This window comes from Wolbachia endosymbiont (group B) of Dolichovespula media, assembly GCF_947179505.1.
Classification (GTDB): Bacteria; Pseudomonadota; Alphaproteobacteria; order Rickettsiales; family Anaplasmataceae; genus Wolbachia.
Genome location: NZ_CAMXBR010000002.1, coordinates 198,237 through 218,241, shown reverse-complemented (window position 1 = coordinate 218,241; position 20,005 = coordinate 198,237). Strand labels below are relative to the sequence as shown.

Here is a 20,005-nt window from a genome sequence, read left to right as displayed (position 1 = left end):
TCATGAGAGGAGCAAATGAAGGTGCTTTACGGACAAGAGTCTTAATAATAGTCTTCTATATTATTGTTAATAAACACCACCATAAAATATCTTACTATTACCCACAAATAAAAACATAGTATTGTATTTACTCAAATAATTTAATTTTATTAACCTGAAAGCTTATTGGATTAAAATTATTAAACTAAGAGTTATAATTTTAGCAACTAAAAGCTGTAAATTGCACCATATAAACAGTTATTTCAAGCAAAAGTTATGCCATTAAGAGCTACGCAACAAACATTTATATTTGTGGGTAATAGTAAGATAAAATATGCAGAAACAACCTAGAAGACCGATTACAACCAATGCGTAAATATAGAGTAAAGAAAACTTCATCCACCTATTAACTTCTACCTACTACCTCTACTATTGCTATGGTTATAAACTCTACTCACTCCATCAATTTTATCTAATGCAGACTGCGGGTTACCAAAATCAATTGATATCACTCTTTCTCCGCCTAATTGTAATGCTCCTCCACCTCCACGCTGTGGGTATTGGAGTCCTAAAAATTGTAATAGTAATGGATCAAATTCATGTTGAATTCCTGGATGATCTTGAATCAGTCTACCCCTAGGAGAAGATAGAGGATCATTTTGGAATAATTGTGAAATATTTCTTCTCCGATTTTTAAAGTATTGTTCATTTCTTTGAGATTGTCTAGTGTCATTTCCAATGCCTACACTAAGAAGACCACGTATATAACCTATAATACCCTCACCTTTCTCTCCAAAGTTATTATTTCCCTGTAAAGCTTGATCAATAGCTTGGTTAATATCCCTAGCATTTTCGTATACCCATATGCCACAATTATGGCCATCTGTTTGCTGATGAACGGAAACATTATGGACATTATCATCGTTAATATCACATTCTCTTAAAGCTCCTCGAATATTATTGTCAATACCACTATCTGGACCAAGTGAATCAGCATAATACCCATAATAATTTCCATTTTGGTGTACAATAACTAATGTAACCCAATGACGATTACCTACATTAATAATAGCAATTAATCTATCTTTTTCACCCGAATCTACTTTTTGTTTAAAGTTAGCTATGTGACTACTTAATAAGCCCCTACCTGTTGGATCATTTTGATTTCCATCGACTCCTACTGAAGTTATTGTAAAATCATGACGATTATTAGTTGGATTAGATCGATCATCATAGAAAGTATATTGTTGTGCAGCGAAAAACATGTCATGAGTTTGTAGCCAATAACGATAATTTTGATTATCTGTTGCAAAGTCTAGTGCAAGTAGATCATGCACATCTTCTATCTCACGAGCGTTGTTTCTACGAAGGATAGCATTTATTTGTTGTAATATTCCTTGTGCTGTAGGAGTACCACCTCCCCTTATTCTTGACTTTAATGTTTCTATTACCTGTGCTCTAGTACCTTGCAAGTAACTAAACGGAACATGTAGATTGTCGCCTATATCAAGCAAAAAAATCGAATTTTGTCCTGGTGCTTTTTCTTCGTAAAAACGCCTAAAGTTTTCACGAGTCTGATCTGATGATAGACCTTCTGGTGGATTCTCATCAATAACACTTTCAGGTCCCACTAATCCTCCTGGTCTTGAACCGCGAACATGACGATCAAGCTTGTGTACATACTCTTCTCTTCCTATCCCTTCTGGGAAAAGTATAAGATTACCTGCTTCGCGTGCATCTCTATTAAACACAATAGGAAACAAAACCACCTCATTTCCAGAAGTAATAGGTATAAATCCTCTGTGTTGTTTCTTAAGTCTTCCGATTTCTTGTCTCGCATTATTTTGCTGTTGTCCTACTTCTTCTGCATTATTAGCAAGTCTTAACACATATCCAATTGGGTGAGTATCTAAGTCATTCTCTCTAGGTTGTCTTAATAATAAAAGATCTAATCTCTGTTCTGTAATTCTTGTGAGTATTACCCTTTCTCCTTTTTCTTCCTGCCCCCTTTTTAAACTATATGTTTGACCAACTTTATACATAGCAAGCACTTTATAAGGATTATCACTAGCATAAAATGTACCATGTAGTATAGAACGGAACTTATCCTCACTATTAACATTTATTGTATCCACAAGCGGCATCAATGCTCCAGAGATCTCTTGAAATAATCCTCTATGCTGAGCTATATTTTTCCAGCCATCATTCACAACTTGATTTAAAGTATTATGTACATTTTCAGTATTGGGCACTTGTACAAGATCACCAGCAAGAAAATTATTTGCATTATTATTTTGGTAATCGTGATATAAACCAAGGTCATTTGGTAGATCAATATCTAGTTCAAGTTGATTATTAAGTGTGCATGAAACTTCCCACACATGAACATCATTTCCATTAACATTAAGAGTCTGTAAATTGATGGCTCCTTGTTGTTGCGCATCGTGAGCTCTAATATGAAGTATAACTATATCAGAACCTTCAGCATGAAAGACCATAGTTAAACATCTTAAACCCTCATCACCATGTCTAAATATGTACTTTGTTATAGGTGCTTCGTCTTCCTCTTCTAGTTCTAAAGGGTGCCTATCAAAAGCACTACTTCCAAAAGCAAAGCCAGTTATGCAATCAAATATTCTATTATAATTCTCTGCATTTCTTGGTATTTCAGCAGGAAGATGGTGAAGCAAGAAATCTCTAACATTTTCTCTAATGCCTTCATTCTCCAAACACTCAAATAATCTTTGTACTAAAGGAAATCTATCCTGTTGAAGTTTTACTGTATCAACACTAAAAGGATCTAGATCTAAATTAAAATTTAATCCAACACAGACAGTATTTCTTGATTCAGTATGGATAGGTATAAATGAAGAAGTGTGTAACCTTCCAGCGTAGCCTATGGCACAGTTTAATGTAACATCTGACGGTGTGTCAAATATAGCAAGATTAATAACAATAGGAATATTTTCTCTTTCTGCTTGATGACGTACAAGAAATGCAACATGTGTGTTTCTAGGAGATAAATCAAGATCGATGCCTATTGTGTAGCGATGACTAAAATTTGCTAAGAAACCTAATAAAAACCCGTGACCCTCAAATCTTTGATTGCGATTTTCAATATTATTTTCCAGTACTTGTCTGTAATTATTATAGATGTCAGTTATGTATGGCAAAATTTCTCTGCGTATTCTATCTCTTACATCTTGTCTTCTATCACTCGCTAGCATTCCCATAAAATTATCAATTCCTTGTTGACCCTGTGCTACTTGCGCAAAATTGACCAACCTATCAAGTTGTCTACGCTGATTTTGATTGAGTTGTCTTCCTTCTATTTCCTTAATTGTTAGTCTGTGATCTCCTAAGAGCCGTCTAATAAGATTGATTTCAGATGCTGAATATTTGGCAAATTTATTCCTACCTTGATGATCTTTTTCACGAATTACCTCGAATACCGTTGCAATTACCTCTCCCTGACTCTTGCCCTTTCTGTGCATGCATACTTTGTATTGCTCAAAATTTAGGTCTTCTTCCCTTAAATTTGGATTTTGCCGTCTAATCTCTTGTACTAGAGCATTTCTCTCCCTTGTACTGAACCTCAACCCATCACTATTAGGACGATCAGAAATACTGTAGCATCTGACAACTTGCTGTCCGTCAGGATAAACAGCAACTTTTAGGTTTGCCGTATTTCGATTTTTACCATTACGTGGATTAACACCATGGTTATCAAAACGAAAATAGATTCTCTCATTTGCATTTAAGGTATTAGCATCATGTGCAATAGATAACATACTAAAAATGAATACAGGAAGGAAACGACCTGCACTTATATGATACAAGAAAGATGGACATTGATCTAAAAAAGATTCAAATCCTTTAATAAGTCCATCACCATTATTCATACAAAATACCCCTTATTTACTACGACCAGAAACACCAAGAGTTCATAAGTGGATTACTTATTACCACTAAACGTAAAGACGCTTTTTTTTCTTATAAGAAGAAACACCACTTACACTAGGAGTTCCAAGCTCAGACTGCGGACTATCATCAACTGGCAAAGTTGTTTTCTTACTACCATGAGCTTTAGATCGTGATCGCAAATTACTGCAAGGACCATCACCTACAGGACCAGGTGGTAAAATTGTTTTCTCTAACTCAGAGAATAATTCTTCTGCAAACAGACCGTAATCTACATTTACTCTTTTACCTTCCCTACCGCATAATCTAAGGTCTCTTATTATTAGTTTTTTAAAGAGCTCAAACTTTTCAGGAAAGCAATCTTTGGCAAATGACATCATATCTAATATTTCTTTTTTCTCTATTTCTTTTTCTTCATCAGTCTTATAAATGTCTTCTCGTCTCCAATTGACTATTAACTCTGCAAATACACCACTTGTAGGAACTGTATAATTAGAAGTATTAACAGCAGCTTTTCTGTATTGATACAAGCTACCACATTCCCAAAATTCCATAATAAGAGATCTAGCTTGAACATTTGATTCAGGATTTTTCAACATCACATCTGAAAGAGAGGAAAGAAAAAGCTCATAGTCTCGCTGTGAGAATATTTTGTCCGAACAGTCTCCTCTTGCTGAAACTTCTTTATAACACCAGCACTGTACCAAATCATGAACCGTATCAAAAAAAAATGACTCTATTAATTCAGCAAAAAGGGAATATACTCCTTTATCTTTCTGTGATAATTTCTGTAAAAGAGTATCTTTATCGACTATCTTATTTACACAAAAATCTAAAATAGGGGCGTCTTTCTCAACAGATTGAACGCGAGAAAGAGCAAGAATAGCTTCTGTGAGCTTCTTTTCCTTATCTTCTTCTTTTAAATGATTATAAAAATACTCTACCCCTTCACTCCACTTAAGTTTTACAGCACTGTCAAAACCTTCTACTGCATCATACTTCTTTAATTCCCCAGATTCTCTATCGATCCAGAAATCAAATACAGGACCTTTCCTCTTTATGCTATCTAGTAACGAGTTTTGTACGTATTTGCCAAATTCAGTTTCAGTTTTACCATCAAATGCACCAGGAGGAAACTTGTTCCTATAAGATTCAAATCTTTTTTGAAAGAGAGGATGAATTTTATCCACTACACAGTAACTACAAGCCATCTCATATTTGCGAAGTGGATTATCTATTCCACCTATTTTTTCTTCAGTAAACCTTTGACCTAAAGCAGCATTATCCAACCTTACACCTGACCAGCAACCTTCATCTTGAAATACATTGTGCAAAAACTTCAACTTATCACCCTTAAAGTATTTTATGTGCTCCATAAAGTTATCTTGAAGGACTCCCACCCATCTCTTGATAGCTGACTTCCTCCCGGCAACAACTGCTGGATCTGGATGTTTAATAGCTTCCTGTAATTTTTTGGACATCGTAGCCCGAAGCTCTTTCTGTGTTGGCATTATCCCCCCTATTAAGTATTAACAGTGTCATGTAAAAAAGGCATTATACAGAAATTAGAATGGATTGCAATATTAAAATTACCAGAATAGAGGGTTTAATAAAAAAACGTTATGGCTAAAACTTCTTTTCTTGAATTTTCTCAATATAATCAACAGAAAGACCAGTAGTTTGAGTTATAATGTCAATAGAAACTCCTGCTTTAAGTAGATTCTTTGCAACCTCAATTTTCTCTGCTTTTCTGCCTTTTTCATGGCCGATTTGGATGCCTTCTTGTCTACCTTTTTGAGTGGCATCATCGAGTTTTTGAGCGAGGACAGCCTGTTCATCACGAATACGCTTTATCTCTTGTTCATAGGCTATAAATTCTTTTTCTGACCAGTTGAACCTATTTAATTCTTCATACGCTCTTTTAATTATTAGATCACTTCCTATTATTCTCTCTAGCTCTTCTTCACTAGTTTCATCTGCATATCTAAAGAAGTAGACCCATTTTTCAACTATACTTGAAAGCTGATCTTCTTTTGTTTTTGGAAATTTAGGCAACTCAATAAATATAAAGTAAAAATCTTTTAGATCACGTTCATTAGTATCTTCATCGCGAATAGTATGCTTTGATTTGTACTCAGACTTATCAGGAAATAAAATACAATCTGCTATAGCAATTAAAGATAATTTCCTTAAGGTCCTGGTATTGATCACCTTTATCGGCTTGTCTTGAATAGGCTTTAGCAGCATAGTATTGGGCACGTTTCTCGAAGCCTTTGGTTTTAGCGACCTGCATTTCAATAATCCATTGCACCCCCGTGGAATCTCTACATAATACATCAACAATGCTTTGCTTTTTAGAGGCAATATCAGGGTCTTGAATAGTACTTAAAAACTCTATATCCTTTATTTCATTTTTGCCAGTAAAACCCAGAATATCATTGAGAAAGTGAATGAGGATGTCTTTATTCTTTTCAGTGCAAAAGATACGGCGAAATGCGACATCATTCTTGGGATCCAGAAACTTCGAGAGAGCCATAGCAAGAGTACCTAAAAAGCATTAATAATTATACACAATTCTGAAGAAATATTCAACTAAAATGCAAACATAGAAGTTTTTGTATATCTTTGTTTGGTAGTATTAACATGTATAATATTTATGGCAAACATCTCAATAAGGTATCAGATAGCACAAAAAGTAAGGAACTGGAGGTTAAAGCGAGGATATACTCAAAAAGATTTAGCGAAGAAAGTCAGTGTAACGTATCAAGTAGTACTACAATATGAAAAAGGAACACGTAAAATTTCGATTGAAAAGTTGTATGCTATAGCAGAGATATTGTCGATTGGTATTGTAGACCTAATTCCTGTATCAAATGAAAAAATCTGTCTTGAAGATGAGGGAGAAGAAATACTAAATCTAGTAAGAGAATATAAAAAGATTAATGATCAGGAATTACGTAGAATGTTTTGTTTACTAACCAAATTTGTTCAAGTTAGTGAGAAAAATAGTAAAAAAACGGAGAGAATAAAAATTGCAAAAGGTCTTATTAAAGCAGGAGTTTCTGTTGATACTGTTTCAAAAACAATTGGTCTGTCTGCTGATGAATGTGTTGAAGAAAAAACGGGTTCTATCTACTACCAAATAGGAAAAAAGATAAAGGAGTGGAGGGCAGTACGGGAGTATACTCAAAAGGATTTGGCTGAGAAAATGGATACAACACGTGATGAAATAAGCAACTATGAGCAAGGACGTGTGGCCATTCCACTGGAAAAATTATATGCAATAGCAGAAACATTATCAATTAGCATTACAGATCTGCTCATAGAAGAAGATGAGATAGTAGAAAATGAACTACCTGATTTAATAAAAGAATACAAAAAGATTGAAAGTCAAGAACTACGTAATGCATTAATAAGATCTCTATTTGAAGGCATACGGATTTGCGAAGAAAAAGTGAAAAGAGCAGAAAAGATCAAAATTGCAAAAGACTTAGTAAAAAAAGGAATTTCTATCAATATTATTTTAAAAACAATAGGCATCTCTTTAGACGAAATTCAACAAATTTAAGTAAAAAAATCAGTATCTATTAACATCTTTACTTTTTGATGAAAAAATAAGTAAAAAAGATTGAAAAATTGATTTGACTTCACTCGAAAGCTATGGCTCTATGCCAATGCTGATAAAAAACAGCAGTAAATATTTAAAAAAAGTTTGTTGTTAGTGAAGGGTAAATTATATGAATAAAAGTAAAGAAGAAATCGAATTCAGAATATTAGAAAGCAAAGGCAAAGCACTACTTGATCGTGAAATAATGGAAACGTTTTTAAGTGCAGTACATGAAAGACCACAAGCTCAAGAAATTGCTAAAAATCTGGTGAACACTTATACGGGAGTAGGAAGGATTTTAGGCCGAGAAATGGATGACCTGAAAGTTATAGAAGGAGTAACTGATTCTGCAGTAGCAATGATTATGTGTGTTAAGGAAACACTAGAAAGGGTACTGAAAGAAAAGCTTAAGAGTGAGCCAATAATGGACTTACAAGGGCTAGTAGAGTACTTAAACGTAAGTATAGGTCATGCAGAGAGGGAATGTGTAAAAATACTGTACTTGAATAAAAGGCGTCAACTAATTGGAGAAGAATCCTATATTGGTGAAATGGAAAAAGCACCAGTATACATAAAGGAAATTATAAGAAAAGCATTAATAAAGAATGCAACATTAGTAATAATGTCACACAACCATCCTGGGGGACGCTTAGAACCATCAGAAGAAGATCAAGAAGTAACGAAGAGCTTAGCAGCAGCATGTAGTACTGTAAGCGTTAGATTATTTGATCATATTATCATTACAAGTGGGGGCTATTTTAGTTTTAGAGAAAGTGGATTGTTATAGCAGAAAGTATTTGCAAATCTACTCACTATGATTTATTATAAGTAATAAAGTGTATAATAACTGTACACTTAGAAAGTATATTTAATAGCGGAGGCTAATATGGGTAATAAAATAATTGTACCTTTTGGTGACAAAAAAGGAGGTACTTACGAATTAAACGTTGACCTTGATAAGTTATCAAAAGGTGAGATGTTAAATGCTATTATAGGAATTGGTCGTACTGAAGAGCAGTCTACCTTTGTAAGCAAAATTAATAAGGCTAAAAAGCCTGGAGATAAAGAAATAGTACCTTTCCCTTGTAGAGAAGTTCGCGAAAACCAAATCAACTATGGGAAAGGATTTGACTATATTTATGGCACAAAACCTTTGAGTAATCAAGCAGATTATCCAGAAGGGTTAAATCCATTTGCTTCAGCTTTGCAAAAAATAAAGCCAAGTATAAGCGAAAGCGAAAAGTTGAGCTGGTTTAAAAGTGAAGTGGTAGAGGCAAAAAACGTAAATGAATTGCACAAAACTATAGACCAAGTACTAGCCTCTGGAGCAAGAATAAATGCATATAACGATGGGGAATGGAGCATTGCAGAGTATGTAGTATTGGGTACACATTTTCATAAATTTGATAAGACTGATCGAAAAAAGATAATGCGTAAATTAATGCTAAGTGGTGCAGATTTTCATGATACTTTATTGCAGAATAAACTAATAGGTGAAATCTATAATGAGCTACAGCCAGAAGTTCAGCCACAGATAGATGAGAGACTAGAAGAACTAGAGAAAGCTGGCGAAAATGCTATGCAAGAAGGAGAATTAATAGATGTTGAGATAGATAATACAACATCGTATATAGAATTTTCTGGGGATAGCAAGGTAGAGGTAGCCAAAATACTGAGAGAGTTAGGAATTAATATTTTAAAAATTGGCAATGATGCAGTTGAGGTTAAAAGTGAGAAGGGAGGTATAAGAAACTATATCGATATGTCAGATGAAAGCTCTATTATATTAGAGTTTCCTACAAGCATTGGTAAGCTAAATATTATATTGTACCACGATGTAAAAAAATATGATCAAGTACAAGTCAGAGTAGAAAACAAGGAAATGTGGGCTGAGTTACAAAAAAGAGGCGAAGAAATTGGAAAAAATTGCCTCTTTGGGGGAGTGAAGCTTAAGGAAGTGGTAGAAAGAGGTAATTTCACTAGATGTGGCATATGGAATGAAAAGTATGCTATAAAAGAGATTAGCAATGATAAAGTATTGTCTTCATGGGTAAATAGGGTATGTGGAGGTAGTAAAGAAACCTTTAGGGAACTTTAATGCGTCTACAGCAAACTTTAAGGTTCCAGAGGTTTTTTCTACCGTTATATCTGAGCTATAGTAGAAAATATTATACGCATGGTTGTTTTCGTGGAAAAAAGTCTAGACTGTGAAGTAAGGGAAAAAGTAAAAAATTGGAGGTTAGAGAGAGGTTATACTCAGAAGGATTTAGCTGAGAAAATTGGTGTAAAGTATTGGGTGATATTGCAATATGAGAAAGGGAATCGTAGAATTTCAATTGAAAGGTTATATGCTATAGCTGAGGCACTATCAATCAGTATTACGGATCTTATTCCTGTATCAAAAAGCTGTCTTGAAGATGAGGGAGAAGAAATATTAAATCTAGTAAGAGAATATAAAAAGATTAATGATCAGGAGTTACGTAAGATGTTTTGTTTATTAACCCAATTTGTCCAAGTTAGTGAAAAAAGTAGTAGGAAAGCAGAGAAAGTAAAAATTGCAAAGGGTTTGGTTGAAGCAGGAGTTTCTGTTGATGTTATTGCAAAAACAATCAGTCTCTCTGCTGATGAATGTGTTGAAGAAAAAGTTGGTTCTATTTACTGCCAAATAGGAAGGAAGATAAAAGAATGGAGGCTAGTAAAAGAGTATACTCAAAAAGATTTAGGAAAGAAAATGAATACAACCCGTCACGAAATAAGCAACTATGAACAAGGACGTGTAGCTACTCCACTGGGAAAATTATATGTAATAGCAGAAACATTATCGATTAATATTACAGATCTGCTAATAGAGGAAGGTAGTAAAGTAGAAAATGAACTACCGAATTTAATTGAAGAATACAAAAAGATTGAAAGTCAAGAACTACGTAATGCACTAATAAAATCTTTGTTTGAAGGCATACGGATTTGTGAAGAAAAAGTAAGAAAAGCGGAAAGGATCAAAGTTGCAAAGGATTTAGTAAAAGGGGGAATTTCTATTGATATTATTTTGCAAATAGTTGGTTTATCCGCTGATCAAATTGCATGAAAATTTATTTCTAAGTAAGGTATATATGTTTGTTTCTGTAAGAGATGTTAGTTCTATACACTACAAAATAGGGCAAAAAATAGAAGATTGTAGATTAATGCAAAGGTGTACTCAAGCAGAGTTAGCAAGTAAAATCGGATTAGCATATAAAGAAGTAACCAATTATGAAAATGGGTATATTCCTATTCCGATTGAAGTACTATATGTAATAGCAAGAGTACTGTCAGTTAATGTTGTAGATCTATTACCTAAACCAATAACAGTAAGAGAGTATGAAGATGAAGACGAAGAAATACTCTATCTAACAAAAATATATGAGAATCAAAAGTTAGGCAAAATAGTACCTTCATTAATCAGGTTTGTTCATATTAGCGAGAAAATCAATCAAGAGGAGGCAAGATTAGAAGTAGCAAAAAATCTAGTTAAAGAAGGAGTTTCAGTTGACATAATTTCCCAAGCAACCGGCTTATCTATTTACGAGTATGATAATACAGAGAAAGAAGTCTGCACTGATTCTATATACTACAGAATAGGGCAAAGAATAAGAGAATGGAGGTTGATAAGAAGATATACTCAAAAAGATTTGGCGGATAAAGTTGGTTTAACACTCAAGGAAATACACGAATATGAAATAGGATACACTGCCATATCATTTGACAAATTATATCAAATAGCAGAAGGATTATCAGTGAATATTAAAGTTCTGCTACCTAAAACAAGAGAAAGCAAAAAGCTATTGAGTTTAATGGATGAGTACGGAGAACAAGAATCACTAGTCAAATCTCTATCTGAAAGTATGAAAAATGGCAAGAAAAAAGTTAAAAAAATAGAAAAGATCAAAGTTGCGAAAAATCTAGCAAAGGCAGGTGTTGCTATTGATATTATTGTGCGAGCAAGTGGCCTAACTACTGATGAGTGTGAAAATTGAATTGTGTTAAAGATATAAGTAAAAGTAGTTATATACTTAATATAGATAAAGGTTGCAAATAATCTACTTATGCTGGACATTTCTATTGAGGAGCTTGAAAATCATGCTTTCAAAACTTAACCTGGATTAAAGATTTCAGTAGTTTACTTACTCATAAATAATACATTAAAATATCAATAAAAATAATTGTATATTTAATATATCTAAATTACTGAATGAAATTCTTGTGCTTCTGTGTTTAATATATAATGTTCAAATAGATTGAAGTGAATTAACTAAATTAGAATTTGCTTAATGTAATTCATTGGTATCACAAATGATTATCTTGAGTATGCCAATTTTTCTAAAAATATTGACGGTACTAAAAAAATAAGTTATCCTTTTAACAGATTTATTAAGAAGGTGTGTATGGTTAGTCATGAAAAGAAACATACAGTAGCATTTTGCATTTCAGCTATTGCGTTTTGTGTTGGCATCTCATTAATTGCAGCAGTACTTACAACAATAGCACCTTTAATTGCCATAATTGTTTCAACTATAATAGGGGCAATAACTATTTTGTCTGCTTGCCAAGCTATTGAAAGCTACTCAGTCATAAAAAATAGCAATAAGGCAACAAGTAGTTTGCATGAAATAAAAGAAGCTTTTACAGGAAAGGAAAGCGAGCTTTTTATTGAAAAGGTTTTTAACCATTTATGTGGATTTTTTAGTAGTGAAAAAGAAAGTAGTACACAAAGATAATAAGATTTCTCAACAAGGCAAATTTGCTTATTTTACTTTTCTGGCTCAACTAAAGCTTTAGATTTTACTTGATGTAAATTAAGATACAATGTCACAAAATTTATCGATTACTTTTTGATTGCCTTCTACCATTGCCTTTGCCTCTTGCTGAAGAGATTTGATATTTTTTGATGTAATATTATCCATGTCGGGTGATGCTATTTTTAATTGCGATTGTATGCGTATATATTTATCACCTATAACTTGACAAACGATAGGTTTATTTTTTATATGAGAAATAGTCATTAGAGAGGTAGAAGAACCAATAGGCATGAGTATGTCTTGCTGCTGCATTTGCTTAATTATTGTGAGTAAAACATTAGGATCCCCATGAGCATTTTTAACTGTAATTTTAACACTCTGGTCTTGCAACGATTCTTTAATTCCATTAACAATCTGAGTCATTGCTTCATGTTCAAGAGGTACAATAATACCAATATTTTTATGATTAGCATAAACTGCAACAGTAAAAAACAGGACAGATAGAAACGCTAAAAGATACTTCTTATAATAGAAAGCTTTAAAAATGACGGAAAACAACATCGTGATACCCTATAAAAACTACAATTCAAACAAAGCCTAAAATTGATGTAAAATTATTTACGCCAACGCCATCCTTGATTTAAATTATTAATTTCTACAGATATCATATATATAAATTCTATTATTATATAACTAAGTCTAATATGTTTTAAATATAATGTCAATTATATTTGAAGCAGTGAAAATAGCATTAGAAACATACTGCGAATTAGCGTCGTAAAGGATTTAATTATTTACTTTCCCCAAAAACACAAAAATAGTACGTATATTTACGAGAACGCGTTGCGTAAAAATAGGGTTGTAAAAATAAAAGCTTGAAATTGTTACAACAAAATTAGGCAAACCAGTTCGTCGTAGATTTAGCGAAAGTGATCCAATATAGCTGGTTTTAGCTTACAGTGAAATTACCATATAAAAAAGTTCGTATGGTACACATGGTAGTCCAACGCATCCCAAAACAAACTCTTCTCTCACTAGCTAGTTTTGGGTTCTGGAAATGGCTGTGTCGTTTAGGTTTTTAGTGATGTGTGAGATTAAGTGGGTATTAATTTATTTAAAAGTAGAAAGGATCAGTTAGTACATTAAAGTAAAAAAATAGAAGTATTTTTGCAAGCACTGGCTTTAGTTTAAAAAAAATACTAAAACATGCAAAAAGGTTCTTGTTCTGCTAGATTTCTTTAGCTATAGTGGACTTTAACATAATAAATACATGAGGTGTTGAGTCAGATGCATTGTATTATGTACATCATTCAGAAAGCAATCCTGGCTTTTTTAAGAATATATCTAGTTTAGTAAGAAATCAAAAGAAAAGCACACTGTTACTCAGCAATCAAAGTTACTTGGAATTAACTTAAGGTTTCTACAGCAAATTGTTTTGGTACAGCTGTATAAGAATCAAATGTTGAAACCAATCTTTAGAAAAGAGGTTTACGACAAAATCATCAAAATATGAATATTAAAATATAGGGGGCTTTATGTTAGGTAAAGAAAATACAAAGGAACAAGTAATAGATAATCAATCTAGGTTAATAAGAATGCAAAAAGAAGACACACTACTATCTAGCAGTCAGCAAATATTAAAGCTGCCAGAAGGTTTTACAATAGGAAAAGCAATTGGAGGAGGAGATTGTTTCTTTGATGCAGTTGCACAGGGACTTAGACAGCTTAGGCCTGGCATGGAATTTACTGTTAAGTCTTTACGTCAGGTTTGTAAGAAGCTAACTTTAAATGATCAACAATTAAGAAAGCAAGTTATACAGGATGCTAGAAACCGTGAAGATTCTACAGTAATACTTCCGCAGCCTGGTATTAATGATGATGAATTATGGAATGCTTACTTGGATAGCATAGAATATACTGTTGAAGATATAGAAAAAATGAAGAGCACAAATCTACCCTTGCATCAAGCATTAACTGGCTCAAAGTATGGAAGTACATTACAAGCTCCTATATGGGGTAGGGTTGAGATTGAGGGAAGGCTAATTTGTAAAAAGTATAATGTCAAGCTACATGTTATAGAGAGCAATCCATGGTATACTAATGATAATCAACAAGAGCCTTTTTTGCATCAATTAATAGATGATTCAGGTTTAAGAAATATAGGTGGATATGATAAAGTTGATTATAACGATGGTAGTATCTTGCATATAATAAATGGAGGATATTCTCATTTTGAGCCAATACTCAGAAAGGAAGTTCAGCAACCATTACCTTATTCTGACCTAACTCAAGTTCAGAGTATGTTGAAAGAACTGTCCTTGGAGCAAATATATGAAGAACTTATTAATACTATAGAGGACTGTAGTCTTTTAGAAATGGAAAAGCTTGAAAAGCTAAAAGTTTTTTTTAGAGCACATCCAAGGTTGGATGTTAATTGTCAGGTTAATCAACGTGGTGATACACTGTTACATATTGCTGTTTGTAATGACGAGTTAGAAATTATCAGGTTTCTATTGAGAAAAAGAGCTAACGCTAATATTTTAAACATGGAGGGTAAGACTTCCATAGACATCGCTAGAAGTAATAACAGGAAGGGTATTGCTAAGATACTGCAACCACTTGTTTCGTATAAAAGAATTGATGTCCCAGGAGATGGTAGTTGCCTATTTTGGTCTGTTGCTTTAGCTTATTTAACTCCTGTAAAATTTGACAATAATAAATTCTGCAAGAGATTTTACCAATTATTTGGAGACGGCCATGATGTACAAACAATCCAAAGGCTAATCCAAGGTGATGTACATATTTGCCAAAATGATATGCTAAGGTGGTTAGTAGAGAAAATATTTCGTGAAAGAGTTGTTGAAAAAATGCGTTCGTTTCAAGAGGAATTGAAAGACGAGATTAGTATGATAGACTTTTTTGAGAGTAAAAATGAAGGTTATATAACAAATGGTAGCTTTAAAGAAAAATTTCTTTCTGATTTTGGCTCTGAAATTGAAGTTAAGCAGCAGTATGGAATCGAGTCTAGTAAACTCCAGCCTAGCCACTTCAATAGTAATGCAGTAGATGACATTTGTATTGAGCTTGAGAAGATAAATAACCCTAAAAAGGTTCGTAAATTTCAATTTGAAGCATATTTAGAATGTATGAGGAGTCCTAAAGCTTGGGGTGGTACATATGAGATAAAAGCAATGTCCCAGCTATTAGAAACTGCAATAACAGTATGTAAGGAAAATTCATCCGAAACTTATGGTAAACAAAGAGAATGTCATAATAATGAAATACGCTTGTTTTATAAAAATAGGAATCACTGTCAATTTTACCAAACAGAATATTCAGATTTAGTAAAGTTTGTTCAGAGCTTTGTACAATCATTTGAAATGAAGCTTATTATATATTCTACATTTGGAGAGATGATAAGAAGGAAAAAAGAAGTGCTTCCACAAGAAGTAATTAACAAAGATTTCGTACGAAGCATCTTTGGATTTTCAGTATGTAGAGGTGTAAGGACAATAGGTGGTGAGAGAGCATATAGGAGCAGAAGTTTTTCTTGTCTATCAGATTTAATAGGAATGTTTGACAGTTGTAAGCTCATTTTTAGGAAAGTGTTAGTAGATGCTGGGTGTGATATTTTTCAAAGCTTTGAAGCACAACTTGAGAAAATTGGTTTTGATCAAGTTTCAAGTGTAGTAGAGGATATTGTGGATAAGATAATTCAATATTATATTCAAAAAGAATATGATAGGAGTGTAGATGGTGCAAGCATAGTTGAAGCTCTTGTTCTAGATAAATATTCACAGAAAATACATGGTAAAGTGGCACAGTATGGAAAGAGGAGTTATAATATCATAGATCTGTATGAAAATATTGGAATTGTAACGGGGAAAGAAGACTCTCTTATCTATTATGAAAAAAGAGATAAATCTAGTCAGTATGGTTATCGTCGTCTTTTTATATGTGAGAAGTTGAGAAAAGTGTATGATGAAGTAAAAACTACAAGTACGGAATTTGAGGATTACGTATATACTTTGGATCAACAAAGCTTTGTAAACACTGTGGAAGAGGTGTTCTCTATTGTTAATGAAGAGATTCAAATACCAAGTAGAGGAAAATGGAATAATCTTGTCGAACAGGTTAGATCACACATTGAGAAAGAAGCAGAGTCTTTATTTAAGGAAATTAAGTTTCTTCATAGAAAAAGAAAAACAAGCCTACTCTGTCGTCAAGAATCTTTAATCACAGCAGAAAAAAGAAAGCCCATTAGTGCTCGAGATACGGCAGCAAGCATAAAGCGGCTAAAAAAATCTGAAAAAAATCTTGAATATATGTCTTTAGTAAAAGACAGTCTAGTAAAGTTACAAGATTTAGCTTATTATTCTAAGCTAGAAAAAATATTTAAAAGCCATACTGAGGAAATTTTTCAAGAGTATAAGAAATCCTTTGAATTACATTATAATGACACAAAAAAAACTGATGGATTTCAGCTTAGTATAAAGGGAATTAATCAATCTTTCTTTTCTATAAAAAGATTTAAATCTAAATTGAAGAAACAGAAGCTTAAAGATGTGTGTCCCGCAGTAGATGACTTTACAGGAAGGCAAGAGCAAGTAAAAAGGATATGTCAAGAACTGCAAAAGGAAAAAGGAGCAGTGGTAGTAATAACTGGTAAATATGGCATGGGCAAAACTCAACTGGCTAGAAAGTGTGCTGAGGAAAGTAGAGAAAGTTATAGCCATATCTATGAGATAGAAGACAGTAACATGTTACCTATAGAGAGGCGTTTTTCTTCTTTAACCAAAAGGAAGTTAGGTATATATATGGAAGAAAAAAAATCACTAATAGGAAGTAAAAAATGTCTAATTATTTGTCATAATGCTAAAAGAGAAGACATAGAAGAGGTTCTAGAGGTAGAGGATCGAGTAGGTTTTGATTTTTTATTCACTTTTCCTGATCAGCCTTGTAAAGGCGTAGTAGAAGTCGCTTTGGATGCTTTTGAAGAAGATCAAGCTGTACAACTTACTAAAAGAATTTTAGGAATAGTAGATAAATCACAAGACGAACAAATAAAAGTATTTGTAAAAAGGCTTGAAGGTTTTCCATTAGCTATAAAGCTAGCAGCAGCTTATATTAGAAATAGTAAGTTAAGTAATTCAAAAGAAGCATTTGGAATTCATGAATATTTAATAAAATATGAAGATCTTGATCAGGTAATTCCAAAAAATAATAAGCAGGACAAATATGATAGGGTTTTATTAGTAACAACAGGCATTTCCATGGAGGTAATGGAAAAGAAAAATGGTGGAGTACCTTTTAGGTGTTTGAAAGTTATGGCTCATTTGGGTAATAGCTACATTGACCCTGATATGTTTTTAGTTTTGGTTGAACTAGAGTCTACTTTCAAATTGATGGAAAATTATTCTCTGCTTGATATAGAAATGATAGGCAGAAAAAAAATGTATGTTATACATGAATCGATAAAAGAAGCCATACGTTCGCAAATCGCTGAAGATCAAAAGGAGGATATACTGCTAACTGCTGTGGAAATATTTGAAGATGAATTTAGCAATTTGTTGGAAAAAACTGATACTTTGCATCTTATAGCCTTAGTCGATTACCTTGGGAACTATAACACTTTTAAAGAAGAAGAGCCTTTTGTGATTAGATCTATCACACGTTTACATTTAGAGGGCGAGTATAAGGAAGTTGTCAGGCTTTCAACAAGAATATTGCCGATTATTGAATCTTCAACGGAAAATTCTTTAAAAATTAGATATTTACGTGCCCTTGCGTTAGTTGCATTAGAAGATTGTTCAGGGTTAAAAGAGCTTTTTGAACTCAGAAAAAGCAGCTACAGGGGTTATTTTGAGCAAATGCTTCTAGATCATTTTATAGTTATTACTTACACCATAGAGGAGAAGTATGATTGTGCATTAGATTATTTACGAAGTTGTGCTTCTCTACTTTCTGTCAGTGATAACTTATCAAGTAGATTGGCAACTCTATCAATTGATTTGGCTAGAGTATTTGTAATGAAGGAAGAGTATCTATGTGCATTTACAGTATTGTACTACGTTGAACATTTTAAAGTAGAATTTAATTCTACGGGAAAAGATAATTTCTATCAAGATTTTTTTAAAAACCATGACTTATTGTATTTTTCATACCTCAAATACACCCGGATCTTAGGAAAACTTTATAGCATTCAAGATGAAAAATACTTCTATCTTACAACAACATCGCCACATATCAACTTACATAAATTGAATTCATCGATTTTACAAGAATGTTTATTTGATATTCTAAAATACCAAAAGCAAAGTCCTTTCATACTTAGAAGTCCTTTTATTGAAAAAATGATAAGTATGAAAGATAAAAGAAATCTATTAGATGAAGTGTTAACGGAGTTCAACAACTTGATTAGCTCAGGTGAGTTGTATGAAAGCAATCATATAGGTTTTTATAAAAATCTTATACAATTATCTGTTGGGTATGCCTATCTTGAAAAAAAAGGGGCATCACAAGAACTTAAAAACATGCAAGAGTTACAGGAGAGAAGAATAGGGTTAAATCATCTTGGTACTACACAAAAAATGTCTACTGAAAGTGAAAGAAAAAAATGTTTAGAAAAGGAAATAGAGAAAAAATCATTTCTTCCACAATCCAAAGTAGTTGATTTTGCTGTTGGTAATACTTTATATGAAGATAGTGTAAATCTATATTGTAGAAACAGTATAAGCTTTTTACACTATGTTGTCACTGCTGCTCAGATATTATTGAATACCTTACAGATAAATGGGCTAATATGAATCTAAAATTCAGTAGTCTCTTAAATATTATTCCTAGCCTTTTAGAGCGAGGAGCTTGCATAAATCTACAAGATAAGCGTGGTAGGGGGGTTCTGCACTATGCTGTTATTGCTGGTCACCTAAATATTGTTAAATACTTTGTAGAAAAAGGAGCTAATGTAAATCTACAGGATAGAAATGGTGTTAGTCCTCTACAATACGCTGTTATCGCTGGTCGCTTAGATATTATTGAATACCTTTTAGAGCAAGGGGCTACTATGAATCTAGAATACAAAGATCTTTTGCGTTATTATATTGCTATTCATGACCAAAATATTAAAGCGCAATCAATTATGTCCTCAGGCCCTTGTTCTTCAGACTTAAAAGTGCAATCACATAGAAAACAACAGAAGACAACTATACATTTAGGTAAGTCTAAGAAAAGAAGATTAGAAAATACAAGTGCAATATCTAATGAAAATACGCCGAATATACAACTGCTTCAAGATAACGTATCAGACACATCAATGCAATTTGAAGATCTTGATCATAGAATGCAAGGTGACATTTGTAATAAGTTAGAGGAAAAAGTTAATAGTCAATTGGAAAATAGTGACTCACAGCAGTTAGTTGACAATAGGTACTGGTGCATGCAATAAAATGAAGGAGCATAAGTGATAAGGTATCCGTACCTTCATTTAACAGAATGGCGCTAGATCAACACATTCCAAGAAAAACACTTCTCACGTCTCTTGATTTTGAGCGCTGGAAATGGTTATTTTGTTGTCCCAAACTTGGGACAACAAAATAGCCTAAAGATACAATATCTATAAAAGTTACTTGTATTATCGATTTCATTTACCTTTGCAAGTTCTAGCAATCCCAACTTTGGTTTTAGTATTTTTTCTTGTGTTGTATTCATATCTGACACTCCTTTA

General features: G+C 33.0%; 12 protein-coding genes and 1 pseudogene. 8 read left to right on the top strand and 5 right to left on the bottom strand.

From position 1 onward, the window contains the following. Positions 1–392: 392 nt before the first annotated feature. The 3 genes and pseudogenes from OM967_RS02090 to OM967_RS02080 form a co-directional block, all read right to left on the bottom strand. Positions 393–3,881, bottom strand: coding sequence for a C48 family peptidase (locus OM967_RS02090; RefSeq protein WP_264337509.1), 3,489 nt, complete (start codon positions 3,879–3,881; stop codon positions 393–395). A 66-nt stretch (positions 3,882–3,947) separates the two neighbouring features. Continuing rightward, on the bottom strand, positions 3,948–5,381 hold the full coding sequence (locus OM967_RS02085; RefSeq protein ID WP_319606903.1) for a cytoplasmic incompatibility factor CifA: 1,434 nt from the start codon (positions 5,379–5,381) through the stop codon (positions 3,948–3,950). Between the two features lie 145 nt (positions 5,382–5,526). Next, a pseudogene (locus OM967_RS02080) lies at positions 5,527–6,436 on the bottom strand (Rpn family recombination-promoting nuclease/putative transposase). Positions 6,437–6,556: 120 nt separating this feature from the next. Between OM967_RS02080 and wmk (OM967_RS02075) the strand changes: the two are divergent. The 6 genes from wmk (OM967_RS02075) to OM967_RS02050 all read left to right on the top strand — a co-directional run bounded on the left by wmk (OM967_RS02075) (position 6,557) and on the right by OM967_RS02050 (position 12,261). Further along, complete coding sequence (gene wmk / locus OM967_RS02075) at positions 6,557–7,468, top strand: WO male-killing family protein Wmk (RefSeq protein WP_264337291.1); 912 nt, start codon at positions 6,557–6,559, stop codon at positions 7,466–7,468. Between the two features lie 169 nt (positions 7,469–7,637). Continuing rightward, the gene (locus OM967_RS02070) at positions 7,638–8,294 is read left to right on the top strand and encodes a JAB domain-containing protein (RefSeq protein ID WP_264337374.1); all 657 of its coding nucleotides are present in this window, start codon (positions 7,638–7,640) and stop codon (positions 8,292–8,294) included. 99 nt (positions 8,295–8,393) lie between these two features. Continuing rightward, complete coding sequence (locus OM967_RS02065) at positions 8,394–9,605, top strand: hypothetical protein (protein WP_264337507.1); 1,212 nt, start codon at positions 8,394–8,396, stop codon at positions 9,603–9,605. A 78-nt stretch (positions 9,606–9,683) separates the two neighbouring features. Beyond that, complete coding sequence (gene wmk, locus OM967_RS02060) at positions 9,684–10,592, top strand: WO male-killing family protein Wmk (protein ID WP_264337294.1); 909 nt, start codon at positions 9,684–9,686, stop codon at positions 10,590–10,592. A gap of 25 nt (positions 10,593–10,617) precedes the next feature. Next, entirely contained in the window at positions 10,618–11,520 is a 903-nt protein-coding gene (gene wmk / locus OM967_RS02055) for a WO male-killing family protein Wmk (protein WP_264337295.1), read from the top strand. A gap of 408 nt (positions 11,521–11,928) precedes the next feature. Beyond that, positions 11,929–12,261, top strand: a complete 333-nt coding sequence (locus OM967_RS02050) for a WD_0736 family protein (protein ID WP_143688908.1) — start codon at positions 11,929–11,931, stop codon at positions 12,259–12,261. A gap of 78 nt (positions 12,262–12,339) precedes the next feature. Here OM967_RS02050 and OM967_RS02045 read toward each other — a convergent pair whose 3' ends face one another. Further along, entirely contained in the window at positions 12,340–12,843 is a 504-nt protein-coding gene (locus tag OM967_RS02045; RefSeq protein WP_264337506.1) for an ABC transporter substrate binding protein, read from the bottom strand. A gap of 974 nt (positions 12,844–13,817) precedes the next feature. Here OM967_RS02045 and OM967_RS02040 point away from each other — a divergent pair. Together OM967_RS02040 and OM967_RS02035 are read left to right on the top strand one after the other, a co-directional pair. Beyond that, positions 13,818–19,088: an ankyrin repeat domain-containing protein gene (locus tag OM967_RS02040; protein WP_264337505.1), complete on the top strand. Its 5,271-nt coding sequence runs from the start codon at positions 13,818–13,820 to the stop codon at positions 19,086–19,088. Then, the gene (locus tag OM967_RS02035) at positions 19,085–19,726 is read left to right on the top strand and encodes an ankyrin repeat domain-containing protein (protein WP_264337504.1); all 642 of its coding nucleotides are present in this window, start codon (positions 19,085–19,087) and stop codon (positions 19,724–19,726) included. Before OM967_RS02040 ends, OM967_RS02035 begins: the two co-directional genes overlap by 4 nt. A gap of 116 nt (positions 19,727–19,842) precedes the next feature. Here the strand turns inward: OM967_RS02035 and OM967_RS02030 are convergent, their stop codons facing one another. Beyond that, complete coding sequence (locus OM967_RS02030; protein WP_211908242.1) at positions 19,843–19,989, bottom strand: hypothetical protein; 147 nt, start codon at positions 19,987–19,989, stop codon at positions 19,843–19,845. Positions 19,990–20,005 lie beyond the last annotated feature (16 nt).